Source organism: Xanthobacter sp. NM-59 (genome assembly GCF_021401125.1).
GTDB lineage: Bacteria > Pseudomonadota > Alphaproteobacteria > Rhizobiales > Xanthobacteraceae > Xanthobacter.
In genome coordinates, this window is the sequence record NZ_JACBFQ010000002.1 from 37,080 (window position 1) to 60,887 (window position 23,808).

Sequence of the window (23,808 nt, forward strand, 5' to 3'; positions counted from 1 at the left end):
TTTTGGCGGACCCTGGCCACCCTTTGGCCGCCTCGCCTCAAACCGGGATCCGCACCGTGGCGCGCAGGCCCCCAAGCGGGCTGTCGGCCAGGGTGATGTCGCCGCCATGGACGCGCGCCACGTCACGGGCGATGGCAAGACCGAGGCCGGAGCCGCCCTCGTCCTGGTTGCGCGCATCATCGAGCCGCAGGAAGGGACGGAACACGTCCTCGCGCTTTTCCTCCGGAATGCCGGGGCCGTCATCGTCCACGTTCACGATGAGCCAACGGGCGTCGCGGGCGCCGGAAATCTCCACCGTATCGGCGTGGCGCACGGCATTGTTCACGAGATTGCCGATGCAGCGCTTGAGCTGCTCGCCCTTCACCTCCACCAGAGGCGGGCCCATGAAGCTGGCGCGGGCGGTGGCGCCGTCGCGCTCGGCATTCTGCCGCAGCTCCTCGATGACGGCGCCCATGTCGGTGAGGCTGGAGGCCTCGCCCGTATCCCCGCGGGCGAAGGCCAGGTAAGCCTCCAGCATGCCCTGCAGCTCGTCCACATCCTTCTTCAGCGCGGCCGTATCGGCATTGTCCGGCAGGAAGGCCAATTCCAGCTTGAAGCGGGTGAGGATGGTGCGCATGTCGTGGGAGACGCCGGCCAACATGGCCGTGCGCTGCTCAATCTGCCGCTCGATACGCCGCTTCATCTCCAGGAACGCCACCGAGGCGCGCCGCACCTCCCGCGCGCCGCGGGGGCGGAAATTCTCCACATCGCGCCCCTTGCCGAAGGCCTCGGCCGCGTCCGCCAGGTTTTCGATGGGCCGGATCTGGTTGCGCAGGAACAGGATGGCGACGGCGAGCAGAACCAGCGAGGTGCCCACCATCCACAAGAGGAAGATGTGGGAATTGGAGGCATAGGCCGTATTGCGCGAAGCAAAGATGCGCAGCACCGCATCCTTCATCTTCACCCGCACCTCGATGAGGTTGGAGCGCCCCACGGTGTCGATCCAGAACGGCAGTGTCAGCCGCCGGCCGATCTCCCGCGAGAGCGCGCTGTCGAGCACCGAGAAGAAGGGCTTCGGCCCCGGCGGCGGCAGCGGGTCCGGCGGCAGCACGGAAACGTTGAGCTGGAGATCCCGCCATGCGATGCGCCGCAGGGCCGCGTGGTCGTCCATGGGCGGCAACTCCCCATAGAGATCCACCACCGCCGCGATGTCCTGGCTGACGGCGGCGGAGAGCCGCCGCGTCACCGTATTGTAGTGCCGCTCCATGAACACGAACGCCACCACGGACTGCAGCAGCACCATGGGCGTGACGATGATGAGCAGCGAGCGCGGATAAAGCCCCTTCGGCGTCACCCGGTTGAACCAGTGGCCGAAGCGGTGGTTCGCTTCCCGCAGCAGGCCGATGACGCGGCCGAGGCCCGACAGGCCGCTTTCCACGAGGCTCAAGGCGTAACCACCAGCCGATAGCCGATGCCGCGCACGGTCTGGAGATAGACCGGATTGGCCGGGTCCCGCTCCAGCTTGCGCCGCAGGCGATTCACCTGCACGTCCACGGCCCGTTCGCTGGTCGCGCCGCCGCCGGCCAGCGCCAGGCGCGGCACCGTCTCGCCGGGCTCTTCCGCCAGGGTGCGGAGCATGTCGCGCTCACGCTCGGTGAGGCGCACGATCTCGCCGTCACGTGTCAGCTCGCCGCGCTCCAGATGGAAGGTGAAATCCCCAAAACGCACGCTCTCGATGGCCTTTTGCGCCGGCGGCAGGGCCCGCTTGAGGATGGAGCCGATGCGCAGCAGCAGCTCGCGCGGCTCGAACGGCTTGGCCAGATAGTCGTCCACCCCCGCCTCGAGGCCGGTGATGCGGTCCTCCGTCTCAGCGCGGGCGGTGAGCATGAGGATGGGCACGGCGGACGTCTTCCGCAGCGAGCGGGCGAGATCCACCCCGCTCTCGCCCGGCATCATCACGTCCAGCACCAGCAGGTCGAAGGTGAGGCCCTCCAGCCGGCTGCGGGCCTCGGCGGCGGACGCGGCGGTGGTGACACGGTAGCCGTTCTCCACCAGCAGGCGCGACAAAAGGGTGCGGATGCGGTTGTCGTCGTCCACCACCAGGAGATGGGGCACGTCATCCGGCAATTGCGGGACCGAACGGGTCTCGGGGCTCGCCTCGGCGGTCGGGTCGGACATCACGGAGCTCCCTCGTGCACCGGCCCCTGCGAGCCGGCGGTTCGGCGCGGCACGGCGCCGGCCACGCGCTGCCTCGGCTGTGCACGGCGCGCGCGCCCCGCGTCAAGCCCGCAGCACCGCCCGTGGCCTGGCCCTCACCCCCCGCGTGCGCGGCGCATGCGGTCGGCGCGCTGAATCAGCCGCTCCACGGAGGCCCGATCCTCCGGATCAATCATGGCGAGAAGGAAGCGGTGCACGACCTCTTCCGAGCCAGGGCCGGCGGCATCGAGCGCGCGGGCGATGCGGCGACTCTGGATACCGACGAAATCCCGCGCCAGCTGCTGCGCCTTCTCGGTTGGATAAAGAAGGCGCTGGCGCCGGTCGGCGGCTCCCGCCCGGCTCTCCACGAAGCCCTCGTCCACCAGCTCCCGCAGCACGCGGCCCAGGCTCTGCTTGGTGATCTGGAGAATGTCCAACAGGTCCGTGACGCGCATACCGGGGTTGCGATTCACGAAATGGATCACGCGATGGTGAGCCCGGCCAAACCCGATGGGCGCCAGGATCTCGTCCGGATCACCAACGAAGTCCCTGTAGGCGAAGAATAAAAGCTCGATCAGATCAACCAGCGGCACGCCATCCCGGATCTCCTCGGGACCGGTGCGCGCGCGGGGATCGGCCGGCGCGAGTGCGATGTTTATGTCAGCCATATTGACTTTTTCGATGCGATCGTTACGTAGGAAACCAGTTTCGCGAAACGATCGGTCGCCAGTGAGCATTGGAGTGATCGAACATTACGCGATCGATCCGCCGGTTGCCACCCTCGGAAGCCGGCGTAATGATATTTCCACGGATGACCGCCGCCAAGCCTCCGCAAGGAGCGGCAGGCTCTTCGGCGATCAATGTGGGAGGAAGCCGCGCGGACGACGCGGCCTGAACAGGAGCAAGGACAATGAGCGCACCCGGTATCCCCATGGATCAGCACGAAGGCTGGATCTGGTTCGACGGCGCGATGGTGCCCTGGGCGGATGCCAAGATTCACGTGCTCACCCATGGCCTGCACTATGCCAGCACGGTGTTTGAGGGCGAACGCGCCTATGGCGGCGAGATCTTCAAATCCATCGAGCATGCCGAGCGCCTGCGCCATTCCGCCGAGCTCCTGGACTTCACCATTCCCTATTCCATGACCGAGATCGTCGCCGCCAAGAAGGAGACGCTCGACAAGAACGGCCTGGTCAACGCCTATGTGCGCCCGGTGGCTTGGCGCGGCAGCGAGACGCTGGGCGTCGCCGCGCAGCACAACAAGGTGCACATGGCCATCGCCGTGTGGGAGTGGCCGAGCTATTTCGATCCCGAGCAGCGCATCAAGGGCCTGCACATCGACCTTGCGGAGTTCCGTCGTCCCGATCCGGCGACCATTCCGTGCAAGGCCAAGGCGGCCGGCCTGTACATGATCTGCACCATCTCCAAGCACCGGGCCGAGCGCCGCGGCTTCGCCGACGCCATGATGCTGGACTATCGCGGCTATGTGGCCGAGTGCACCGGCGCCAACATCTTCTTCGTGAAGGATGGCGTGCTGCACACCCCCATCGCCGACTGCTTCCTGGACGGCATCACCCGCAAGACGGTGATCGAGCTGGCCCGTCGCCACGGCATCGAGGTCGTCGAGCGCCACATCAAGCCGGAAGAGCTTGCCACCTTCACCGAGTGCTTCGTCACCGGCACGGCGGCCGAGGTGACCCCGGTGGGCGGCATCGCCGACTGGCGCTTCACCCCGTCGGGCATCACCCACCAGCTCATGGACGCCTACACGGCCGAAGTGCAGCCCAAGAAGCAGGCCGCCTGAGCAGGCGACCTCCGGAAGGGGCCCTGGCGGGCCTCTCCTGCCTCGTTCCTGTCGTTCCGGACGGCGCCTTCGGGCGCCGGACGGTGCGTATTTGCCCCCGCCCGCCCGGGCCGGGGGCTTTTCGCGTTTTGCGATCCGGATAGCGCTTCCGAGCGAAGTGGGAATCGGTTCGCGTAAAGGAAGCGCGTAAGACCACGAAGACAGGCCAGCCGGCGGAGGCTCATGCCGGCAGCCCGGCGCTCCGATCCGCCAATGTGCTCGTGCCCCTTGGGCCAAGGGCTCACGGCCGGGGCCCGGAGGCAGCCGCACCCCTCTCATGGCGCGGAGGGGCGATCACACCGGCCGGCGTCAGACGTGCTGGCCGCCATTGATGTGGATCTCGGCCCCGTTCAGGTAGGACGAGATGTCCGTGCACAGCACATAGATGATCTTCGCCACTTCCTCCGGCGTGCCGAGCCGCTGCATGGGGATCTGCGCCACGATCTTTTCGGTGCCCGGAGAGAGGATGGAGGTGTCGATTTCGCCAGGGGCGATGGCGTTCACCCGGATGCCCCGCCGGCCGAAGTCGGAGGCCATCTCGCGCGTCAGCGCCGCCAGGGCCGCCTTGGAAGTGGCATAGGCCGCCCCCGCGAAGGGGTGCACCCGCGAGCCGGCGATGGAGGTGACGTTCACCACCGAGCCCTTCGCCTTCTCCAGCTGCGCCGCCAGCCCCCGCGCCAGGATGATGGGCGCGAAGAAGTTCACCTGGAACACGTCCACCCAGGTTTCCAGGTCCGTGTCGAGGGTGCCGAGGCGCGATCCGCCCTCCCCCTTGGGCGAGATGGCGGCATTGTTCACCAGCGCGTGGAGCATGCCGTCGGGCAGGCGGCGCTTCACCTCATCTATGGCGGCGAGGGTGCTGGCCGGGCTCGACAGGTCCACCTGGAGATGGTCCTCCGGCCCCGCGCCCCAGGGACATTTCTCCGGAAACGCCTGGCGCGAGCAGGTGATGACGCGCCAGCCGGCGGCCGAGAACAGCTTCACCGTCGCATGGCCGATCCCGCGTGAGGCGCCCGTCAACAGCATCACCGGCTGCTTGCCGTCCCCGTCCGTGAGCGGCGGCATCGCGGCGCCCGGAGTCATGCTCGCGCCCGGAGTCATGGCCGCGCCCGGATTGATGGCCGCGCCATGGTCCACGGGGCAGCGCAGCGCCGGCCCATCAGCGGACGCGGGCGCCGATGCGTGCTCAACCGGGCGAGCCGGCTCGGCGCCGGGCCCGGCTTCCGACGGCTGCTGCGCATGGGGGCATTGGGGCGCATCACTCATGTCCGCATCCTCGCGAATTGGTCGGGCCTCGCGCAGGCGCCACCTTCGACGCCCGCAGCCATGCCAGGAAAGCCGCGCTCTCAGGCCGGAAAGAAGGAGCCGGCGCGCTGAACGCCCGGCACCGCGCGGCGCTGGGAGCTTGCCGCCCTCAGTCTTTCTTGCGCAGACCCTTGAGCACGGTGTTGAGCACGGTCAGGGCCACCGCCGGCAAGGCTGTGTCGAGCGGGTTGCGCACGAAGGCCGCGAGCCGCGACACCCCCGCCCCGGCCACCTGAAGATCGTTGTTCACCGCCGCCAGCGCCGCAGCATGCACCTCATTGGCAAGCTGGAGCTCGCGGCCCGGCTTCACCTGCGCCGCCAACAGCGCCAGCAGAGCCGCCAGCACCAGCGCTCCACCGCCCATGATGGCGGCTGCGATGATGGCGCCGTAGAGCGTTTCGAGGGCGAGAAAGCCGGCAATCCCCAGCATCACGAGCCCGAACCCCGCGACCACGCCCGCCACCGCGTAAAAGCCGGACTTCGCCGCCACGCGACGCAGATGAATTTCCGCGATGATGAGATCCGCGCGCAGCAGCACGCGCACATTCCGCACCAGGCTGTCCAGATCGCTCATCGTCCCCTGCCCCTTTTCAAAAGCCCGCCGACAACGGCGCCGGCCACAAGGCACAGCGCCACCGCCGTGATCGGATGCGCCCTCACCCAGCCGTCGGCGGCGGCAGGGTCCAGCCCGGTGGCAGCCTCCGGTGGCGGCTCGCACACAGGCCGCTCGGCGGCCTGCGCCGGCTCGGCCACCTCCGGCCGGCCCTTCGCAAGGTCGGCCCGCAGCGCCGAAAGGCGTGCGGCCATGCTGCTGTCGGTCATGCCATTCCCCATCGAGACGCGGCACGCGCCTGCACGCAGCATGGAGGACCACGACGACGCCCTGTCAAGCGTGCGGGCGCTGCCGCCGCCTTCCGCACCAGCGAACAAGCGGGCGATCCAAGACGCTCGAGCGCTGCTATAAGAGGCGCCAAGGGAGGGCCCCATGTCACGGCGCATCGACTATTATTTCTCCATCATCAGTCCCTGGAGCTTCATCGGCCACGCCCCATTCATGGCGGTGGCGGCGCGCCACGGCGCCGAGGTTGATGTGCGGCCGGTCTCGCTGGGGCCGGTCTTTGCCGAAACCGGGGGGCTGCCGCTGGCCCAGCGCCCGCCGCAGCGCCAGCGCTACCGCATCCTTGAGCTTCAGCGCTGGCGCGTGAAGCGGGGAATCGATTTTCACGTGCACCCGGCCTTCTGGCCGTTCGACCCCACCCTGGCGGACCGCACCGTCATCGCCGCCGGCCAGGCGGGCCACGCGGTAAACGATCTGCTGGCCGGCCTGTTCTCCGCCGTGTGGCAGCAGCAGCGCGACCTCAGCGACCCGCAGGTCATCGCCAGCGTCGCCGACGCCGCCGGCCTGCCCGGGGCCGAGCTGGTGAGCGCGGCAGGCGGCGAGGCCGCCGGCACCGCCTATCTCGCCAATCGCGATCGAGCCCTTGCCGCCGATGTGTTCGGCGCGCCGGCCTATGTGCTCGACGGAGAGGTGTTCTGGGGCCAGGATCGAATCGAGCTGCTGGACGACGCCCTCGCCAGCGGCCGCGCTCCCTTCCGCCCCGACCTGAGCTGAGAGACGGGACAGCGGCGGGAATCCGCGCCCATGGGGCACGCCCCGCTTCGGCCCCGATCCGGAGGGAGGATCAACAGTAGAGCCGCGGCCCGCAAGCCGTGGTTCTCATCGCAGAATGCTCCGGCGCTTCACCTTGCGGCAGGCGCCGGCGTCTGCATGATTTCACGCAAACCGGCATCCAGCGCCGGCAAGATGGGCCCGAGGAGACCTGATGACGATGCTCGCCCGTTCCGTCGCGCTCACCGTCCTTGCGCTCACCGCGTCCGGCCTTTCGGCGGCGGCCCAGACAACCGCCCAGGAGCCGGCGCCCGCCGCGCCCCAGGCGCGGTTCGCCCTCGTGCCGGTGGACGGCGGCGCCCTCAAGATCGACACCCAGACCGGCAAGGTTTCCCGCTGCGCCAAGGACGCCACCGGCTTCACCTGCACTGCCGTGCCGGACACCCGCGACGCCTATGAAGCGGAGATCGCCCGTCTCCAGGCGGAAATCGCCGCCCTGAAGCAGGGTGCCCCGACGCAAGGCGGCGCCCCGAAGGCCAATCCCCCGCAGGCGGGAGCCGAGCCCTCTGATCTCGACAAGGCGTTCGACTACGCCACCCATTTCTACCGCCGCCTGCGGCAGATGATCGACGAGCTGACCGGCCCCGACAAAGGCGAGACGCTCTGACGCGCCCCCCGGCGGCCGGCTTGCGGCGCGTCAGAAATCGCTGAGGAAGGCATCCGCCTTCTTCAGTGCCTGGTCGGTGAGCGTGCCGGGAAAGCCGATGAAGACATGGCAGCCGCCGGGATAGACATCGAGCGCGGCGCCATTGCCGGCGGCGAGCCAGGCATTGGCCATGAACAGCGTGTCATCCAGCAGCGGGTCTCGCGTGCCCACGGTGAACAGCGCCTTGGGCAAGCCCTTCAGGTTGGCGAGCAGCGGCGAGACATCGGGATCACCGGCCCGCCCCTCCAGGCGCAGGTAATTCTCAACGAAGCGCTCCACATCGCTGCGGTTGATGACCAGCGGCAGGTCGCCCCAATTGCGCACGGAGGGCGTGAGCCGCAGGTCATAGCAGCCGGCGGTGAGGTTAGCCGCCGAGAAGGGCGTGAGGCCGTGGCGATCACGCAGGCGCACCAAAGTGGTGACGGCCAGCGTCGCTCCGCCCGATTCGCCGCCGATGGCGAGCCGCGTGGTGCCGAACCGATTCTGCGCCTCGTTCACCAGCCACAGGGCCGCGGCCTCGCAGTCGTCAGGACCGGCGGGATAGGGCTCCTCTGGCGCCAGGCGATAATCCACGGAGATCACCGCAAGGCCACAGCGGGCGGCGATGCGGTCGGTCAGGTTCTCGTTCTCGCGCGCCGAACCCAGGGTCCAGCCGCCGCCATGAATGTGGAGGTAGACGCCGCGCGGCGCCCCATCGGGCATCAGCACCCGCACGGGAATGGGCCCGCGCGGCCCGGGCAGGACTTCCACATGGGCGCGCTTGCTCTCCGGCGGCAGGGGAAACGCCCCCTTGCCCGCCAGCCGGGCCGCCCGCACCTGGGGCAGAGGCACATTCCAGCGCTCCGGCATCGCCAACATCGTCTTGACGATGGCGTCATTCACCATGCGCGTGTCGGGGGCAACGGCGGTATTGGAGAACACCGCTGAATCGAGAACAAGCTTCGACATCGGGGGAGGTCCTGGCTCGGGCGTCACGTTCGTTTGATTCCGCCGTCGGGCGGCGGTGCGCGGCCAAGGTTGCAGGCTGGACGCCGGGAGGCAATACAGACCCGCATCCGCCGCAGTACAGGCATGTGCCAATGTCCCGTCTCAACCGTTCTCCGGCTCGCATCAGCCCCCTCGATACCCACGCCGAATGCCGCCTCGCCGTCACCACCAGCGGTGAAGGCTTCACCGACATCACCCGCGAGGCGGCCGCGTTCCTGACCGAGATCGGCGCCCGCGACGGGGTGCTCATGGCCTTCTGCCGGCATACCTCTGCATCCCTGACAATCCAGGAAAATGCTGACTCCGACGTGCAGCGCGACCTGCTCACCGCCCTCGACCGGCTGGCCCCGCAGAATGGGGGCTGGGTGCATGACATGGAGGGGCCGGACGACATGCCCGCCCACATCCGCACCCTGCTCAGCGGGGTCAGCCTCGCCATCCCGGTGAGCCGCGGCAGCCTGGCGCTGGGCACCTGGCAGGGCCTCTACCTGATCGAGCACCGCCATACCCAACACCGACGCGAAGTGGTATTGGCGTTCTCGGGATGTACAATGGCGCTAGGCTGACGCTTGCCACAGCATCGCCATGGATTGATGATCGTAAACGACGATTCGTTGCGTGGGCGGCGGGCGAGCGGGAATAATGTGTCCAGGACCGGGCGAGAACGCATCAGCTTCCAGGGAGGATGAATTGGGAGAAGCCGCCGGAAGTGAATTGCGTCTCGTCATCGCCGACGACCATCCGCTGTTCCGCGGCGCCCTCAAGGAAGCGGTGCTGAACCACCACCCCCGCGCCACCATTCTGGAGGTGGGCACGTTCGACGAGCTCACCGCATTACTGGAACGCGACGCCGATTTCGACCTCGTGCTGCTGGACCTGACCATGCCGGGCGCGCGGGGCTTTTCCGGCCTCATCTATCTGCGCGCGCAATATGCGGCGCTGCCGGTGGTGGTGGTTTCCGGCAATGAGGAGCCGGCGGTCATCCGGCGCTGCCTCGATCTTGGCGCCTCCGGCTTCATTCCGAAAACCATGGACACCCGGCAGATGCGCGAGGCCATCTCCGAGGTGCTGAAGGGCGAGGCCTTCGTGCCGCCGGACATCACCCTGGGCGCGGGCAGCGACGGGGAAACGGACGTCATCATTGCCCGCCTTGCCACCCTCACCCCGCAGCAGGTGCGGGTGCTGATGATGCTGGCCGAAGGGCGGCTCAACAAACAGATCGCCTACGAGCTCTCGGTGTCCGAGGCCACCGTGAAGGCCCATGTCTCCGCCATTCTGCAGAAGCTTGGAGTGGAAAGCCGCACTCAGGCCGTGATCGCCGTCTCCAAGGTCGAGACCGGCCTGTGGACGCAGCCCCAAACCTGAGACACTTTCTCTGCGGCGCATGTGGCTGCCTGCCGGATCAGGCCTCCGGCGCCTTGCGCCCATGAGAAGGGGCGCGGCCCCAGGGCTTCGCGCTCACGCCGCCGCCGGACACGAACCGGCAATGAGTGCATGAAGACGCCATCGACGCGCGCCTCTGACCGGCTTAATGCCACTTGCCTCGTTGATCCGCTCGCCTTGCTGCTCCACTTGCCTTGCCGAGCTCCTGCCGGCACAGACACCGCGCGTAAGCGGGGACATTTTCTTAACGGGCCGCGGTGTTCACTCCCCTCCCGACAGCGTGGATGGCGACGCCATCGCGGCGTGAGCAACCGAACCGAACTTCGCGTGGACCCCCATGAGCGACGACACCGCCTCCTCGACGCCCGGCGCGCGGCGCTCCATCCTCGACGCCATCACCGTCTATGCGCGCCCGAGCGTGCTGGTGGTGATCCTGCTCGGCTTCTCCTCCGGCCTGCCGCTGGCCCTCACCGGCACCACTCTCTCGGTGTGGATGACGGAATCGGGTGTCAGCCTGGGCAGCATCGGCCTGTTCTCCCTGGTGGGCCTGCCCTACACGCTGAAATTCCTCTGGGCGCCCCTGGTGGATGCGCTCGACGTGCCGGTGCTCTCGCGCCTTCTGGGCCGGCGGCGCGGCTGGCTGTTCGCCACCCAGCTCGCCCTCATGGCCGGCATCCTCTTCCTCGGCGCGCAGGATCCCTTGGCCTCGCCGTTCATGGTGGCCCTGGGTGCCCTGCTGGTGGCCACCATCTCCGCCACCCAGGACATCGTGGTGGATGCCTTCCGCGTGGAGCGGCTCGACACCTCCGAGCAGGCCGCCGGCATGGCCGGCTATGTGGCCGCCTATCGTATCGGCATGCTGGTGTCGGGGGCCGGCGTCATCGCCCTGGTGGCTTACCTCGAGTCGCGCGGCGCGGTGCGGGCCGACGTGTGGTTTTGGGGCTATGTGGCGGCCGCGGCCTTCGTGGTGGTGGGCATGATCGCCACCTTCATGGCCCGCGAGCCCGCCGCCCCCCTGCGCGAGGAGGGCGTGGGGGCGATGGCCCGCGTGGCCAGCACCGCGGTCGGGGCGTTCAGCGAGTTCATGGCCCGCGATCAGGCGCTGGTGATCCTGCTGTTCGTGCTGCTCTATAAATTCTGCGATGCCTTTGCCGGCGTGCTGAGCGCCCCGTTCGTCATCTCCATCGGCTTCGACAAGGCGACCTATGCGGGCATCGTGAAGGGCGTGGGCCTCATCGCCGCGCTGCTGGGCGGGTTCGCCGGCGGCTTCATCGCGCGCGCTCTGCCGCTCGCCACCTGCCTGTGGGTGGGCGGTATTCTCCAGATGGTGTCCAACCTCGCCTTCACCGCCCAGGCGCTGATCGGCGTGAACGTGGCGGCGCTCACGGGCACCATCGTGGTGGAAAATTTCACCGGCGCCATCGGCACGGTGATCTTCGTGGCCTACCTCTCCGCCCTTTGCGGGGCGCGCAGCCACACCGCCACCCAATATGCGCTGCTCACCGCCCTGACCGCCGTCGGCCGCACCTTCCTCGCCTCGGGCGGGGGCTTCATCGCCGAGGCGACGGGGTGGCCCCTCTTCTTCATCATCACCACCCTTGCCGGCCTGCCGGGCCTGGCATTGCTCGCCTACCTTCAGGTCAAAGGGCACTTCCGCAACCTGGCCCACGAAGACCGGGACTGAAGCGGCGCGCAGCGCCCCTTCCCCGCTCTCGGCGGGGAATGCAGCACCCACGCACCTATTTAACGTCTATTATTTGTATATATTTTCAGTTCACATGCATTTTCTGACATGATATCGATTGAAAAAGTGGAATGTGATTTCGGACGTATTTTTGAGTGAAAAGGAGCCCCAGATGATCCACCGCCGCACCTTCCTCGCCTCGGTGCTGTCCGGCGCCATGGGAGCGGCCATCGCGGGCAGCGTGGGTCCGGGTTTTGCCCAGTCGGCACAGCCGGCCAGTGGCCCGGACTCCATCCTCAACGTCTCGTACGACATCGCGCGGGAGCTCTTCGCCGCCGAGAACGCCTTGTTCGTGCCCCTGTGGAAGGACAAGACCGGCCAGCAGCTGACCGTGAACCAGAGCCACGCCGGCTCCTCCCGCCAGGCCCGCGCGATTCTCGAAGGTCTTGAAGCGGATGTGGTGACCTTTAACCAGGTGACCGACGTGGAGGTGCTGGCCAAGGCCGGCTTCGTCGCCAAGGACTGGCAGAAGAAGTTCCCCAACAACGCCTCGCCCTATTATTCCTTCCCCTCTTTCCTGGTGCGCGACGGCAACCCCAAGGGCATCAAGGACTGGTCCGATCTGGTCCGCGAGGATGTGAAGGTCATTTTCCCGAACCCGAAGACCTCCGGCAACGCGCGCTATACCTATCTTGCGGCCTATGCCTATGCGCTGGAGAAGAATAACGGCGATACGGCCAAGGCCGATGCCTTCGTGAAGGCCCTGCTGGCCAATGTTCCGGTGTTCGACACCGGCGGCCGTGGCGCAACCACCACCTTCGTGGAGCGGGAAACCGGCGATGTGCTGGTGACCTTCGAGGCGGAGACCCGCGCCATCCAGAACCTCTACCCGGACCGCAAGCTGGTGACCGTCACCCCCTCGGTGAGCCTGCTCGCGGAATTCCCGGTGGCCGTGGTCGACAAGGTGGTGGACAAGCGCGGCTCGCGCCCCGCCGCCACCGCCTATCTGGAGTTCCTCTACTCCCCCGCCGGCCAGGAGGTGGCCGCCAAGGCTTTCCACCGCGTGGTGAATCCCGAGGTCGCCGCCAAGTACAAGGACCAGTTCCCGCCGGTGCGGCTGGTGAAGGTGGAGGACGTGTTCGGCGGCTGGAGCAAGGCCCAGGCCGATCACTTCGCCTCAGGCGGCAAGCTGGATGAGGTGTTCGTCGGGCGCTGACCCCCGCGGCAGCTCGCGACACGTGACGGCCGGGCCAACGCCCGGCCGTTCGCGTCTTAGGGGGTGGGATCTGGCACAACGCGACAACCAGCCTGTCGCACTTCCTCCAGCCCCTGTTCCGCAAGGCCAGAAAGCGCAAGCGGAAGCATTGAGCAAAGCGTTGGGAAATTTGATGTATCTCAAATTTTAGATCCAGCGGCACGGATTTTGAATGGCTCCAGGCTCCGCGTCCTCAATCCAAAGAGCCGCCATGTCCGATGTTGCCGAAAGCGTTGAAGCCCTGGAGATTCCCCAGGTCTACACGCACCATGTCTTCTGCTGCTTCACCCAGCGCCCGCCGCAGCATCCGCGCGGCTCCTGCGGCGCCAATGGCGCCCAGCCGCTGTGGGACCGCCTGGGCAAGAAGCTGGAGGCCTCCGGCCGGCGCGACATCGCCATGACCGCCTCGGGCTGCCTGAGCTTCTGCTCGGCGGGGCCCATCATGGTCGTCTATCCCCAGGGGATCTGGTACACGCCCAAGACCCCCGAGGACATCGACGAGATCGTCGAATCCCACCTGCTGGGCGGCAAGCCCGTGGAGCGGCTCATCATCGTCCCGCGCATCTAGAACGCTTCCGAGCGAAGGGGGCGCCGGTACGCGTGAATGAAACGCGTACAAACAAAAACAGACGGCTTCAGTGCCACCCGGAAAAGCTGAAGCCGTCCGGCCGCCAAGCCCGCCACGGCCGCTCAGCAGGCCCCCGGCCCGGCGCTGCAGAGCCGACGAAAAACCGCGCCGCGACAACCCGCGCGCGTGTCGACGCATATCATACCCCCGCCCATCCCCCTTGCCAGCACCCGCCGCCTGCGGCACACGAAGAGCGCCGCGGGTGCCGGCCGGCCGAAAGGCGCAAAGCCGCATCCCGGTTCCAGGGCTCAGGCCCAAACTGATCTGAGGAGACCGCCCCGATCCGCCGGCTCGGCGGGGGACGGGCCTCTTGCGGGGATCGCTCCATGTCGTCGTCCATCTCGCCTCTCGCGCCCCAGTTCGTGCCCCAGCTTCTGCCCGTGCCCGGCGTGGTCTTCACCACGGCGGCAGCGGGCATCCGCTATCAGGGGCGCACCGACGTGCTGCTCATGTCGTTCGTGCCGGGCACCACGGTGGCCGGCGTCACCACCCGTTCCCTGTGCCCCTCGGCGCCGGTGGAGTGGTGCCGCGACCTGCTGAAGAAGGGCAAGGCGCGCGCGCTGGTGGTGAATTCGGGCAATGCCAACGCCTTCACCGGCAAGCTGGGCCGCGAGGCCACCAAGCTCACCGCGGAAATCGCGGCGGTGAAGCTGGGCTGCAAGACCAATGAGGTGTTCCTGGCGTCCACCGGCGTCATCGGCGAGCCGCTGGACGCCACCAAGTTCGAGCCCGCCTTGACCGAGGCCGCCGGCCGGCTGGTGGACTTCCCCTGGATGGACGCCGCCCGCGCCATCATGACCACCGACACCTTCCCCAAGCTGGCCACCGCCGAGGTGCTGCTGGATGACGTGCCGGTGCGCATCAACGGCATCGCCAAGGGCGCCGGCATGATCGCGCCGGACATGGCCACCATGCTCTCTTTCGTCTTCACCGACGCGCCCATCGCCGCCGACGTGCTGCAGAAGCTGCTGTCCAAGGGCGTGAAGGACAGCTTCAACGCGGTCACGGTGGATGGCGACACCTCCACCTCCGACACCCTGCTTCTGTTCGCCACCGGCATGGCGGAGGAGCGCGGTGCGCCGCGCATCAAGGATATCGACGATCCGCGCCTGAAGGCCTTCCGCCGCGCCTTGTTCGACCTCTTGGGCGACTTGGCCGAGCAGGTGGCCCGCGATGGCGAAGGCGCCCGCAAGCTGCTGCGGGTGCAGGTGAATGGCGCCGTCTCCAAGAAGTCGGCGCGGCGCATCGCCATGTCCATCGCCAATTCGCCTTTGGTGAAGACCGCGGTGGCCGGCGAGGACGCCAATTGGGGCCGCGTGGTGATGGCCGTGGGCAAGGCCGGCGAGCCCGCCGAGCGCGACCTGCTCACCATCTCCTTCGGCGACAACCGTGTTGCCCATGAGGGCGCGCGCGACCCCGATTATGACGAGGCCGTGGTCTCGCAATACATGAAGAATCCGGTGATCGACCTCACCGTGGACATCGGCCTCGGCCGTGGCTCCGACCGGGTTCTCACTTGCGACCTCACCAAGGAATATGTCGCCATCAACGGGGACTATCGCTCGTGAAGATCACCCTGGTGGTGGCCTGCGCCCTCATCGACGCCGACAACCGGGTGCTGGTGGCCCAGCGCCCGGAGGGCAAGTCGCTGGCGGGCCTGTGGGAGTTTCCCGGCGGCAAGATCGAACCCGGCGAGCGGCCCGAGCAGACGCTCATCCGCGAGCTGGACGAAGAGCTCGGCATCACGGTGAAGGAGGCCTGCCTTGCCCCTCTCACCTTCGCCAGCCACTCCTATCCGGATTTCCACCTGCTGATGCCCCTGTGGATCTGCCGGCGCTGGGAAGGCCCGGTGCTGCGCAAGGAGCACCAGGACCTCAAATGGGTGCGCCCCGGCAAGCTGCGCGAGCTGGCCATGCCCCCGGCCGACGAGCCGCTGATTCCGCCGCTCATCGATCTGCTGGGGCCCTGAAGCGTCTCCTTCGCCGGAGGCAGATCCCGCAGGACGGAAACGGGGAAGCGCAGCCTCCGGGCATGGAGCCCGCGCTGCCGCCCCGACACCGCCGCCCCCTCCGGCAGGCGGGATTGGCGACCGGCGAGGAAGAGGTATCATACGCAAGAGTGCGCTCCTCTCCGACGCGCGCCCTTCCCCGCTTGCGGAGGAGGGTTGGGGGCAAGGATGCGGGAAGTCCGAAATGCTGCACCGGGGCGAAAGGCACAGCCTCAAACGGCCATCGCTCCTCTGGGGCCCCCCTTCGACCCAGCTCGCACCGCCCCATCCCTCACCTACACGCGGGAGATGAAGGGCACCGGCCGCCGCGCCGTTGCCGCGTGAATGTCGGTTGATCCGGGCATTCGAGCATCCCACACCATGAAGACGCCCCCGCCGCGGGCGAGCCGCCCGCCACGAACCTGCCGAGCCTGACATGCCGCCCGCCACCGCCACCCGCATCGGTCTTGTCGCTATCGCACTGTGGGCGACGCTGGCGCTGTTCACGGCCGCCACCGGGCAGGTGCCCGCCTTCCTGCTTACCGCCCTCACCTTCGGCATTGGCGGGCTGGTGGGGCTGGGGGCGGCCATCGCCGGGCCAGGGCTGAAGGTGCTGGCGCAGCGGCCCATGGCCTATGTGCACGGGGTGGGCGGGCTGTTCGGCTACCACTTCCTGTACTTCGCGGCGCTGAAGCTGGCGCCGCCGGCGGAAGCGGGCCTCATCAATTATCTCTGGCCGCTGCTCATCGTGCTGCTCTCGGCTACCCTGCCCGGGGGCGGCCTCACCCGAGCCCATGTGCTGGGAGCCGTCATGGGCTTCGCCGGAACGGTGGTGCTGCTGGTGGGCAAAGGCGGCTTCTCCGGCATCGAGGCGCGCTTTGTGCCGGGCTATCTGGCGGCGTTCGCCTGCGCCTTCATCTGGGCCATCTATTCGGTGGCCTCCCGCCGGTTCGCCGACGTACCTACCCACGCGGTGGCGGGCTTCTGCCTGGTCACTGCGCTGCTGGCCGGCCTGTGCCACCTGGCGTGGGAGGAAACCATCTGGCCGGCCGACGCGCTGCAATGGGGCGCGGTGATCGCCCTCGGCGTGGGGCCGGTGGGCCTTGCCTTCTATGCCTGGGACATCGGCATGAAGAAGGGGGATGTGCAGCTTCTCGGGGTCGCCTCCTATGCGGCGCCGGTGCTCTCCACCCTGCTGCTGGTGGCGGGCGGCTTTGCCGCGCCCACCGCCTCGCTCGCGCTCGCCTGCGCGCTCATCGTGGGGGGCGCGGTGGTGGCGACGCGCCGGCGCCGGAAGGCAAGCTGATTGTCCGCGCGCCATCGCCCGCCCCATGGGGAGCCGCCCGGCCCGGCGACGCCTTGCGCTCCCACCGCTAAAGTCCTAGCACTCCGGCCGGTTCTCCCCGGGCGAAGAGCCGCCGCGGCGCCCTGGCGCGTCCGGTTTCCGGCGTCTCTCGCCTGCAACAGCTGAAGGAAACATCCCATGGCCACCCACAAGCTTCTCCTTCTCGCCGGCGACGGCATCGGCCCCGAGGTGATGGCCGAGGTGAAGCGCGTCATCGCCTGGCTGGAGCGCGAAGGCCTCGCCTCGTTCGCCATCGAGGAAGACTTGGTGGGCGGCAGCGCCTATGACGCCCACAAGGTGGCCATCACCGACGCCGCCATGGATCGCGCCAAGGCGGCGGACGCGGTGCTGCTCGCGGCCGTGGGCGGCCCCAAGTGGGCCAATGTTCCCTATGAGGCGCGCCCTGAAGCCGGCCTGCTGCGCCTGCGCAAGGATCTCGGCCTGTTCGCCAATCTGCGCCCGGCCATCTGCTATCCGGCGCTCGCCGACGCCTCCTCGCTGAAGCGCGACGTGGTCGAAGGCCTCGACATCCTGATTGTGCGCGAGCTGACCGGCGGCGTCTATTTCGGCGAGCCCAAGACCATCACCGATCTCGGTAACGGCCAGAAGCGCGCCATCGACACCCAGGTCTATGACACCTACGAAATCGACCGCATCGCCCGCGTCGCCTTCGACCTCGCCCGCACCCGCCGCAACAAGGTGACTTCCTCGGAGAAGCACAATGTGATGCGCACCGGCGTGCTGTGGAAGGAAGTGGTCACAAAGGTGCACGACGCCGATTACAAGGACGTGGAGCTGGAGCACAACCTGGCCGATTCGCTCGCCATGCAGCTGGTGCGCTGGCCCAAGCAGTTCGACGTGATCGTCACCGACAACCTGTTCGGCGACGTGCTGTCGGACATCGCCGCCATGCTCACCGGTTCGCTGGGCATGCTGCCCTCCGCCTCCCTGGGCGCGGTGGACGCCGCCACCGGCAAGCGCTCGGCCATGTATGAGCCGGTGCATGGCTCGGCCCCCGACATCGCCGGCAAGGGTATCGCCAACCCCATCGCCATGATCGGCTCGCTGGCCATGGCGATGCGCTACTCCTTCAACCAGGGCGATGTGGCCGACCGGATCGAGGCCGCCATTTCCGGCGTGCTCGACGCCGGCAAGCGCACCGCCGATATCCGCACCCCGGGCGCCGACGTGATCTCCACCCAGGGCATGGGCGAAGCCATCATCGCCGAGCTGGACGCCGCCCGCGCCTGATCGCCGCTTCGCGTGGCGGGCCGCCTGCGTGCCCGCCACGCCCTTTCCCGCCCATGGCGCGCGCCTTACACTGACCGGGTTTCAGATGCGGTTCGCCGCTTATGTTTCTGGTCTTTGTCGAAGGAGCCGTCATGGCCCGTTCCCTTACCGCGTTTCTGCGCCGCGCCGATGTGCCCGCGCGCGATGCCCTGCAGCCGGCGCTCGACGCGCTGAAGCTCAAGCTTACCCTTGATGACGGCTATGTGCCGCTGAAGTCCTCCGGCTACCTGCCCTGCACCCTGGACGGGGAGGATGCCGGCTTCACCATCCGCTTCCATGATGTGGATGCCGACCTTGAGGCCCTGCCGAACCTGAAAGCCGCCTTGGACGGCCGGGACGTGGCCGTGGACTTCAAATGGAGCGGCGACGTCCGGGAAAAGGTCAGTGCCCTGGGCGTATGCGCCGCCCTGGCGAAAAGCTTCAACGCGCTGGTGCATGATTCTTCGGAAGACAAGCTACTCACCGCCACCGCCCTCGTCTCCCAGGCCCGCGAGGAACTGGAAGCCATGTGACGCATGCGGAAGGCGGGAGCAGTCCCGCTTTCCCAAACCCCGGCGCGTGAGCGAACCAAGCCCCAACTTCGCGGGGCGCGACCCCAAACAAAAAGAGGCGCCGAAGCGCCTCTTTCCGGTGAGCGGGAGCTCAGTTCTTCGCCGGAGCGGCGGGCGCCGGGGTAGCCGCCGGAGCGGGCGTGCCGGCGGCGGGGGCCGCCTTGTCCACCTTGGCCTCGCTGCGCAGCTTGGTGACGAGATCGGCCTGGGCCTTGCGGGTCAGATACTGCTCAAGCTGCGGCTCCACCTGCTCATAGGTGGGCACCGGCTTGGTGCGCTTGTCCTCGATCTTGATGACGTGCCAGCCAAACTGGCTCTTCACCGGATCGGAAACCTGCCCCTTGTCGAGCTTGAAGGCGGCGTCGGCGAACTCCGGCACCATCTGGTCCTTCGTGAAATAGCCGAGGTCGCCGCCATCGTCGGCGCCATCCTTGGAATATTCCTTGGCGAGCTTGGCGAAGTCCTCGCCGGCCTTGGCCTTCTTGGCGATTTCCTTGGCCTTGGCCTCGTCATCCACAAGAATATGGCGGGCGTGGACCTCCTCCTCGGCGGAAGAAGACTTCACGAACTCGTCATAGGTCTTGTGCTTCAGCTCGTCGGACAGCGCCTTCTTGGCCTCCTGGGTCATCAGCGCTTCCATGAGGGCCTTGGCGCGCAGATAATCCAGGCGCTCCTTGAAGGCCGGGGTCTGGTCCAGCTTCTGCGCCTCGGCGGCCTGGGCCAGCAGCGTCATGTCCGTCAGGAAGGAGAGCACATAGTCCTGGCGCGCCGGGCCCTGGATCTGGGGCGGCAGGCCGGGGCCAATATCCTCAGCGGCGATCGCCACTTCGCTGGCGCGGATAGGCGTGCCATTGACAGTCACCAGGACCGGGTCGGCATCCGCCTTCGCGGCCGGAGCCGGGGCAGCCGCCGGAGCCGCCGACTGGGCGAAAACCGGACCGGAAAGGGAAACGAAAGCGACGGACGAGGCAAGGGCAGCCGCAAGGGCCGCGGTGTGGACGGAACGCTTCATGGGTCCGGTTTCCTCGGGGATTGGGGTGCACCCCATAACGGCGCGCACCCTTGCTCAGCTCTCCTTGACTGGCAAGTGGGCATTGTTGAGGCGCCTCCTTGAAGGATGCGTGACCACAAAGCCTCTCGCCGGGGGCTTCCGCTCCGGCTCAAGAGCCTGTATAAGGCGCGCCTTCAGATAAGAAGAGGTTTCGCAGAGGCTCGCGCGAACCGCCGCAGTGGGCGAGACCTGTCTTAGGATGTCTCGTCTTCAGGAGTTTGGACAATGGCCGTCCCCAAGAGAAAAACCTCGCCGTCCCGCCGCGGCATGCGCCGCTCGGCCGACGCGCTGAAGCAGCCCACGTATGTGGAAGACAAGGATTCCGGCGAGCTGCGCCGTCCCCACCACATCGACCTCAAGACCGGCATGTACAAGGGCCGGCAGATCCTGAAGCCCAAGGCGGAAGCCTGAGCTTAAGAGGTCTGATACCGCAGGTCCGGCGGCCGCCTGAACAGAGCCGCCGCCGAACCTTCCTGCGGTCTTGAGCCCGGCATGCCCGCGGACCTTCCGTGGGCATGCGAAAAATTCCCTATGTGGCGCCCCGGCGCCGTCAGAAGGCGCCGACAGCGCAGCGCACCACACCATCGCAGAGAATCGGCTTCCGAGCTCGCATGGTTGGACATGGTGCCCCCTGTCGCCCATCGCCCCCCTAAATTCCGCTCCGCACACCGGCCTGCTCCGTCGGGCGGCGCCATTGCTCATTCCGCGGCCACGCTGCAGCCAACGCGCACGGGATCGGCTGGGTTAAGGCGTGAGTGCGACCGCATCCGCCCCACCCGAGCGGCATCGACCGCGGGCCATGGCGTGCCGCCGGCCTCCCAAGACATCTTGCCCCCAGCCCAGGGGCTCTCCTGCCGCCCGCCCAACGCGGCTGGCCAAACGCCTCGCAAGCGGACCGGAGCATGCGCGGCCGGGCGGAACACGGCCTTCCCTTCCGGTGAAGACGTCCCATCGACGAAAGAAGAATTCCCGAGCGTCCCGCGGCAACCGAACGGTGACATTCGGCGGGGCAATGTGCCTGTCGATTCAAGCCTCGCGCGATGCGTGCGCACACGCATCGCCGCTCCTGCCCAAAGGAAGTCCCATGCTGACGCCGGTGCCGCTGCTGATCATCCCTTTGGCGCTGTTCAACATCGTCGCGTTTCTCACGCCCAGCCTCGACTGGAGCTCGCCCCTTGCCCTCATCTCCATGCTCTCGGGCGCACAGTGGAAGATCACGCTGGCGGAAGCCTTCATCGCCGTGTGCCTGCTCTTCCTCTTTTTCGAAATCCTGAAGTCCACCCGCATCAGCTCCCGCTCGCTCGTGGACCACATGCTTTCAATCCTGCTGTTCGTGGTGAGCTTGGCGGAATTCCTGCTGGTGCCGCAGGCGGGCAAGTCCGTCTTCGCCTTGCTGCTGTGCGTGATGCTGCTGGACGTGGTGGCCGGCTTCTCGGTGTCCATCCGCGTGGCACAGCGCGACTTCGCCGTGCGCCCCGACGCGAGCTGACGCGAATCGCCGAAGCCTGCCCAGCGGCACGGCGCACGCCGGAGCTGCTCTGCAGCCTTTCAGCGGATGCGGGGGAACACCAAACGGCGGCCGGAGCCCACGCCCAGCCGCAGCGTTTCCTGCAGGCGTTCCCGGGCCAAAAACACAAACGGCCCATTCCGCGACAGACGGAATGGGCCGTGAGGAAAAGAATCAGGCGAAGGCCAGAAGCCCCCGCTGCCGCGCGGCAGAATGCGCCCTCAGTTATTGCCGCCGAAGCCACCATTGGAGTCGCTGTCGTCCGGCCCAGGCTGCGACGGAGTGACATCCGGCGAAGGCTGCGGCGCCGAATACGGCTCGCTGGGAACCGGCGGGACCACCGGCGGCGCCGGAGGCTCGGCCGGGCGCTGGGAGAGCTGCGCCAGCTTCGCCTGCATTTCCGCCATCTGCTGCTTCAGCGCGTCAAGCTCGCCCGGCCCGCCGGGAGCGGCGGCCGGCATGCCCGGCGCCGGAGGCGCGCCCGCGGGCGATTCGACAGCCCCGCCCTCACCCTCTTCCCCCTCTTCGGTCTTGGGGAAGGGCAAGAACATGTGGAAAGCGCGCTCGAACATTTCCATGTTGCGCCGCACATGATCGTCGAGGCCGGAGAAGCCGCCGCCGGTCAACGTCTTGGTGACGTGATCGCGAAACTTCTCCTGATCCTTGGTGAAGCTGTCGATGGAAGCTTCGAGATAGCGCGGCACCAGCATCTGCATGCTGTCGCCGTAGAAACGGATGATCTGGCGCAGGAAGGCGATGGGGAGAAGGTTCTGCCCCTTATTCTCCTGCTCGAAGATGATCTGCGTCAGGACCGAATGAGTAATATCGTCGCCGTTCTTGGCGTCATAGACGATGAAATCCTCGCCGTCCTTCACCATGTTGGCGAGGTCTTCAAGCGTCACATAGGTGCTCGTGCCCGTGTTATACAGGCGACGGTTGGCGTATTTCTTGATGGTGACTGGCTCTTGTGATTTTGCCATTGTCCGGTCATCCAATCTCCTTGGGGGTGTTGCCACGTTAGGGCGTTTCGACCCACATAGCTACCAAATTATGTGCACCGCGCGCACCAACCGTGCAATGCAACCGCCCCGTCGCCGGCCGGGCAAAATGGAGACGGCTCAAAGGTGGATCATCAGCCGGAGGTCGCACTTGTCAGCCTCCCGCCGGCCATGACATGGATTCGCAATATGACATGGGTCATTGACACAAAGTCGTGGCCGATCTCGATATAATGCCGGCATTCAAAAGCGGCGCAAAGCCGCCCCCGCCTGTTCCAAGTCCCAGGAGAAGATCATGAAGGACGAGGTCGTCATCGTCGCTGCGGCGCGTACCCCCGTAGGCTCGTTCAACGGCGGTCTGGCTCCGCTGCCCGCGCATGAGCTCGGCGCCATCGTCGTCAAGGCGGCGCTGGAGCGGGCGGGTGTTCCGGCCACTGCCGTCAGCGAAGTCATCCTCGGGCAGGTGCTCACCGCCGCCCAGGGCCAGAACCCGGCCCGCCAGGCCTCCATCAAGGCTGGCCTGCCGATCGAGAGCCCGGCCTGGACCGTGAATCAGGTGTGCGGTTCCGGCCTGCGCACGGTCGCGCTCGGCGCCCAGGCCATCGCCAATGGCGACAGCGACGTGGTGGTGGCCGGCGGCCACGAATCCATGAGCCAGTCGGTGCACGCCGCGCACCTGCGCAACGGCCAGCGCATGGGCAACCTGGAATTCGTCGACACCATGATCAAGGACGGCCTGTGGGATGCCTTCAACGGCTACCACATGGGCATGACCGCCGAGAACGTGGCCCGGCAGTTCCAGATCACCCGCGCCGAGCAGGACGAGTTTGCCGTCGCCTCCCAGAACAAGGCGGAAGCTGCCCAGAAGGCCGGCAAGTTCAAGGATGAAATCGTCCCCGTCACCATTTCCACCCGCAAGGGCGACGTGGTGGTCTCCGAGGACGAATACATTCGCCACGGCGCCACCATCGACGCCATGACGAAGCTGAAGCCCGCCTTCGCCAAGGATGGCACCGTCACCGCCGGCAACGCCTCCGGCATCAATGACGGCGCCGCCGCCGTGGTGCTCATGAGCGCCGCCAAGGCCAAGGCCGAGGGCAAGACCCCGCTGGCGCGCATCGTGTCCTGGGCCCAGGCCGGCGTTGACCCGTCGATCATGGGCACCGGCCCCATCCCGGCTTCCAAGCTGGCGCTGGAGAAGGCCGGCTGGACCCCCGCTGACCTCGACTTGATCGAGGCCAATGAGGCGTTCGCCGCCCAGGCCATCGCGGTCAACAAGGGCCTCGGCTGGGACACCTCCAAGGTGAACGTGAACGGCGGTGCCATCGCCATCGGCCACCCCATCGGCGCCTCGGGCACCCGCATTCTGGTGACCCTCCTGCATGAAATGCAGAAGCGCGATGCGAAAAAGGGTCTTGCCACCCTGTGCATCGGCGGCGGCATGGGCATTGCCATGTGCGTCGAGCGGGATTGATTCGTCACCGCCCTGTCAAAATACGGGCCG

Annotated in this window: 24 protein-coding genes and 1 pseudogene; 16 read left to right on the top strand and 9 right to left on the bottom strand. The window is 67.4% G+C overall.

Translation table 11 applies throughout. The features are described 5' to 3' along the window. Window positions 1-37 precede the first annotated feature (37 nt). The 3 genes from L0966_RS05535 to L0966_RS05545 all read right to left on the bottom strand — a co-directional run bounded on the left by L0966_RS05535 (window position 38) and on the right by L0966_RS05545 (window position 2,843). The gene (locus tag L0966_RS05535) at window positions 38-1,426 is read right to left on the bottom strand and encodes an ATP-binding protein (RefSeq protein ID WP_370640663.1); all 1,389 of its coding nucleotides are present in this window, start codon (window positions 1,424-1,426) and stop codon (window positions 38-40) included. After that, window positions 1,423-2,157, bottom strand: a complete 735-nt coding sequence (locus L0966_RS05540) for a response regulator (RefSeq protein WP_234050875.1) — start codon at window positions 2,155-2,157, stop codon at window positions 1,423-1,425. Before L0966_RS05540 ends, L0966_RS05535 begins: the two co-directional genes overlap by 4 nt. 134 nt (window positions 2,158-2,291) lie before the next feature. Beyond that, a complete protein-coding gene (locus tag L0966_RS05545; RefSeq protein ID WP_234050876.1) occupies window positions 2,292-2,843 on the bottom strand; it encodes a MarR family winged helix-turn-helix transcriptional regulator in 552 nt (183 codons plus the stop codon). Window positions 2,844-3,085: 242 nt separating this feature from the next. On the opposite strand from L0966_RS05545, the gene L0966_RS05550 reads away from it, so the two are divergent. Then, on the top strand, window positions 3,086-3,979 hold the full coding sequence (locus L0966_RS05550) for a branched-chain amino acid aminotransferase (protein ID WP_234050877.1): 894 nt from the start codon (window positions 3,086-3,088) through the stop codon (window positions 3,977-3,979). 348 nt (window positions 3,980-4,327) lie between these two features. Here L0966_RS05550 and L0966_RS05555 read toward each other — a convergent pair whose 3' ends face one another. The 3 genes from L0966_RS05555 to L0966_RS05565 form a co-directional block, all read right to left on the bottom strand. Then, window positions 4,328-5,044: an SDR family NAD(P)-dependent oxidoreductase gene (locus L0966_RS05555; RefSeq protein ID WP_234051287.1), complete on the bottom strand. Its 717-nt coding sequence runs from the start codon at window positions 5,042-5,044 to the stop codon at window positions 4,328-4,330. A gap of 388 nt (window positions 5,045-5,432) precedes the next feature. Next, window positions 5,433-5,897, bottom strand: coding sequence for a hypothetical protein (locus L0966_RS05560; protein ID WP_234050878.1), 465 nt, complete (start codon window positions 5,895-5,897; stop codon window positions 5,433-5,435). Further along, window positions 5,894-6,145 carry a hypothetical protein gene (locus L0966_RS05565; RefSeq protein WP_234050879.1) on the bottom strand — a complete coding sequence of 84 codons (252 nt, stop codon included), beginning with the start codon at window positions 6,143-6,145 and terminating at the stop codon, window positions 5,894-5,896. The genes L0966_RS05560 and L0966_RS05565 overlap by 4 nt, the downstream gene beginning before the upstream one ends. A 163-nt stretch (window positions 6,146-6,308) precedes the next feature. Here L0966_RS05565 and L0966_RS05570 point away from each other — a divergent pair, with 163 nt between their 5' ends. Continuing rightward, the gene (locus L0966_RS05570) at window positions 6,309-6,935 is read left to right on the top strand and encodes a 2-hydroxychromene-2-carboxylate isomerase (protein ID WP_234050880.1); all 627 of its coding nucleotides are present in this window, start codon (window positions 6,309-6,311) and stop codon (window positions 6,933-6,935) included. A 211-nt stretch (window positions 6,936-7,146) separates the two neighbouring features. Continuing rightward, a complete protein-coding gene (locus L0966_RS05575; RefSeq protein ID WP_234050881.1) occupies window positions 7,147-7,599 on the top strand; it encodes a hypothetical protein in 453 nt (150 codons plus the stop codon). 30 nt (window positions 7,600-7,629) lie between these two features. On the opposite strand, the gene L0966_RS05580 is transcribed toward L0966_RS05575, so the two are convergent. Beyond that, the gene (locus tag L0966_RS05580) at window positions 7,630-8,586 is read right to left on the bottom strand and encodes an alpha/beta hydrolase (protein ID WP_234050882.1); all 957 of its coding nucleotides are present in this window, start codon (window positions 8,584-8,586) and stop codon (window positions 7,630-7,632) included. A gap of 131 nt (window positions 8,587-8,717) precedes the next feature. Between L0966_RS05580 and L0966_RS05585 the strand changes: the two genes are divergently transcribed. The 10 genes from L0966_RS05585 to L0966_RS05630 all read left to right on the top strand — a co-directional run bounded on the left by L0966_RS05585 (window position 8,718) and on the right by L0966_RS05630 (window position 18,709). Beyond that, on the top strand, window positions 8,718-9,191 hold the full coding sequence (locus L0966_RS05585) for a secondary thiamine-phosphate synthase enzyme YjbQ (RefSeq protein ID WP_234050883.1): 474 nt from the start codon (window positions 8,718-8,720) through the stop codon (window positions 9,189-9,191). Between the two features lie 124 nt (window positions 9,192-9,315). Next, window positions 9,316-9,990, top strand: a complete 675-nt coding sequence (locus tag L0966_RS05590; RefSeq protein ID WP_234050884.1) for a response regulator transcription factor — start codon at window positions 9,316-9,318, stop codon at window positions 9,988-9,990. A gap of 355 nt (window positions 9,991-10,345) precedes the next feature. Then, the gene (locus L0966_RS05595) at window positions 10,346-11,692 is read left to right on the top strand and encodes an MFS transporter (protein ID WP_234050885.1); all 1,347 of its coding nucleotides are present in this window, start codon (window positions 10,346-10,348) and stop codon (window positions 11,690-11,692) included. 217 nt (window positions 11,693-11,909) lie between these two features. After that, complete coding sequence (locus L0966_RS05600) at window positions 11,910-12,908, top strand: sulfate ABC transporter substrate-binding protein (RefSeq protein WP_234051288.1); 999 nt, start codon at window positions 11,910-11,912, stop codon at window positions 12,906-12,908. A gap of 250 nt (window positions 12,909-13,158) precedes the next feature. Further along, window positions 13,159-13,515, top strand: coding sequence for a ferredoxin (locus tag L0966_RS05605; RefSeq protein WP_234050886.1), 357 nt, complete (start codon window positions 13,159-13,161; stop codon window positions 13,513-13,515). A gap of 386 nt (window positions 13,516-13,901) precedes the next feature. Continuing rightward, the gene (argJ, locus tag L0966_RS05610) at window positions 13,902-15,143 is read left to right on the top strand and encodes a bifunctional glutamate N-acetyltransferase/amino-acid acetyltransferase ArgJ (RefSeq protein ID WP_234050887.1); all 1,242 of its coding nucleotides are present in this window, start codon (window positions 13,902-13,904) and stop codon (window positions 15,141-15,143) included. Beyond that, window positions 15,140-15,544: an 8-oxo-dGTP diphosphatase MutT gene (gene mutT / locus L0966_RS05615; protein ID WP_234050888.1), complete on the top strand. Its 405-nt coding sequence runs from the start codon at window positions 15,140-15,142 to the stop codon at window positions 15,542-15,544. Before argJ ends, mutT begins: the two co-directional genes overlap by 4 nt. A gap of 454 nt (window positions 15,545-15,998) precedes the next feature. Next, window positions 15,999-16,868, top strand: a complete 870-nt coding sequence (locus tag L0966_RS05620; protein ID WP_234050889.1) for a DMT family transporter — start codon at window positions 15,999-16,001, stop codon at window positions 16,866-16,868. A gap of 177 nt (window positions 16,869-17,045) precedes the next feature. Continuing rightward, on the top strand, window positions 17,046-18,158 hold the full coding sequence (gene leuB, locus L0966_RS05625; RefSeq protein ID WP_234050890.1) for a 3-isopropylmalate dehydrogenase: 1,113 nt from the start codon (window positions 17,046-17,048) through the stop codon (window positions 18,156-18,158). Window positions 18,159-18,289: 131 nt separating this feature from the next. Next, window positions 18,290-18,709 (top strand): hypothetical protein, encoded by a 420-nt coding sequence (locus L0966_RS05630; protein WP_234050891.1) that lies wholly within the window; start codon window positions 18,290-18,292, stop codon window positions 18,707-18,709. Between the two features lie 130 nt (window positions 18,710-18,839). Here L0966_RS05630 and L0966_RS05635 read toward each other — a convergent pair whose 3' ends face one another. Beyond that, window positions 18,840-19,760, bottom strand: coding sequence for a peptidylprolyl isomerase (locus L0966_RS05635; protein WP_234050892.1), 921 nt, complete (start codon window positions 19,758-19,760; stop codon window positions 18,840-18,842). A 264-nt stretch (window positions 19,761-20,024) separates the two neighbouring features. Here L0966_RS05635 and rpmF point away from each other — a divergent pair, with 264 nt between their 5' ends. Both rpmF and L0966_RS05645 read left to right on the top strand, forming a co-directional pair. Next, complete coding sequence (gene rpmF / locus L0966_RS05640; protein WP_234050893.1) at window positions 20,025-20,210, top strand: 50S ribosomal protein L32; 186 nt, start codon at window positions 20,025-20,027, stop codon at window positions 20,208-20,210. 673 nt (window positions 20,211-20,883) lie between these two features. Continuing rightward, entirely contained in the window at window positions 20,884-21,288 is a 405-nt protein-coding gene (locus tag L0966_RS05645) for a hypothetical protein (protein ID WP_234050894.1), read from the top strand. A 386-nt stretch (window positions 21,289-21,674) separates the two neighbouring features. Here the strand turns inward: L0966_RS05645 and phaR are convergent. Then, window positions 21,675-22,286: pseudogene (gene phaR / locus L0966_RS05650) on the bottom strand (polyhydroxyalkanoate synthesis repressor PhaR); the annotation flags it as partial. A gap of 313 nt (window positions 22,287-22,599) precedes the next feature. On the opposite strand from phaR, the gene L0966_RS05655 reads away from it, so the two are divergent. Next, a complete protein-coding gene (locus L0966_RS05655; RefSeq protein ID WP_234050895.1) occupies window positions 22,600-23,778 on the top strand; it encodes an acetyl-CoA C-acetyltransferase in 1,179 nt (392 codons plus the stop codon). Window positions 23,779-23,808 lie beyond the last annotated feature (30 nt).

Coding starts and splice junctions, on each gene's coding strand:
- L0966_RS05540 (WP_234050875.1), bottom strand. CDS start 2,157: ATGTCCGACCCGACCGCCGAGGCGAGCCCCGAGACCCGTTCGGTCCCG.
- L0966_RS05545 (WP_234050876.1), bottom strand. CDS start 2,843: ATGGCTGACATAAACATCGCACTCGCGCCGGCCGATCCCCGCGCGCGC.
- L0966_RS05550 (WP_234050877.1), top strand. CDS start 3,086: ATGAGCGCACCCGGTATCCCCATGGATCAGCACGAAGGCTGGATCTGG.
- L0966_RS05555 (WP_234051287.1), bottom strand. CDS start 5,044: ATGCTGTTGACGGGCGCCTCACGCGGGATCGGCCATGCGACGGTGAAG.
- L0966_RS05560 (WP_234050878.1), bottom strand. CDS start 5,897: ATGAGCGATCTGGACAGCCTGGTGCGGAATGTGCGCGTGCTGCTGCGC.
- L0966_RS05565 (WP_234050879.1), bottom strand. CDS start 6,145: ATGACCGACAGCAGCATGGCCGCACGCCTTTCGGCGCTGCGGGCCGAC.
- L0966_RS05570 (WP_234050880.1), top strand. CDS start 6,309: ATGTCACGGCGCATCGACTATTATTTCTCCATCATCAGTCCCTGGAGC.
- L0966_RS05575 (WP_234050881.1), top strand. CDS start 7,147: ATGACGATGCTCGCCCGTTCCGTCGCGCTCACCGTCCTTGCGCTCACC.
- L0966_RS05580 (WP_234050882.1), bottom strand. CDS start 8,586: ATGTCGAAGCTTGTTCTCGATTCAGCGGTGTTCTCCAATACCGCCGTT.
- L0966_RS05585 (WP_234050883.1), top strand. CDS start 8,718: ATGTCCCGTCTCAACCGTTCTCCGGCTCGCATCAGCCCCCTCGATACC.
- L0966_RS05595 (WP_234050885.1), top strand. CDS start 10,346: ATGAGCGACGACACCGCCTCCTCGACGCCCGGCGCGCGGCGCTCCATC.
- L0966_RS05600 (WP_234051288.1), top strand. CDS start 11,910: ATGGGAGCGGCCATCGCGGGCAGCGTGGGTCCGGGTTTTGCCCAGTCG.
- L0966_RS05605 (WP_234050886.1), top strand. CDS start 13,159: ATGTCCGATGTTGCCGAAAGCGTTGAAGCCCTGGAGATTCCCCAGGTC.
- argJ (WP_234050887.1), top strand. CDS start 13,902: ATGTCGTCGTCCATCTCGCCTCTCGCGCCCCAGTTCGTGCCCCAGCTT.
- L0966_RS05620 (WP_234050889.1), top strand. CDS start 15,999: ATGCCGCCCGCCACCGCCACCCGCATCGGTCTTGTCGCTATCGCACTG.
- leuB (WP_234050890.1), top strand. CDS start 17,046: ATGGCCACCCACAAGCTTCTCCTTCTCGCCGGCGACGGCATCGGCCCC.
- L0966_RS05630 (WP_234050891.1), top strand. CDS start 18,290: ATGGCCCGTTCCCTTACCGCGTTTCTGCGCCGCGCCGATGTGCCCGCG.
- L0966_RS05635 (WP_234050892.1), bottom strand. CDS start 19,760: ATGAAGCGTTCCGTCCACACCGCGGCCCTTGCGGCTGCCCTTGCCTCG.
- rpmF (WP_234050893.1), top strand. CDS start 20,025: ATGGCCGTCCCCAAGAGAAAAACCTCGCCGTCCCGCCGCGGCATGCGC.
- L0966_RS05645 (WP_234050894.1), top strand. CDS start 20,884: ATGCTGACGCCGGTGCCGCTGCTGATCATCCCTTTGGCGCTGTTCAAC.
- L0966_RS05655 (WP_234050895.1), top strand. CDS start 22,600: ATGAAGGACGAGGTCGTCATCGTCGCTGCGGCGCGTACCCCCGTAGGC.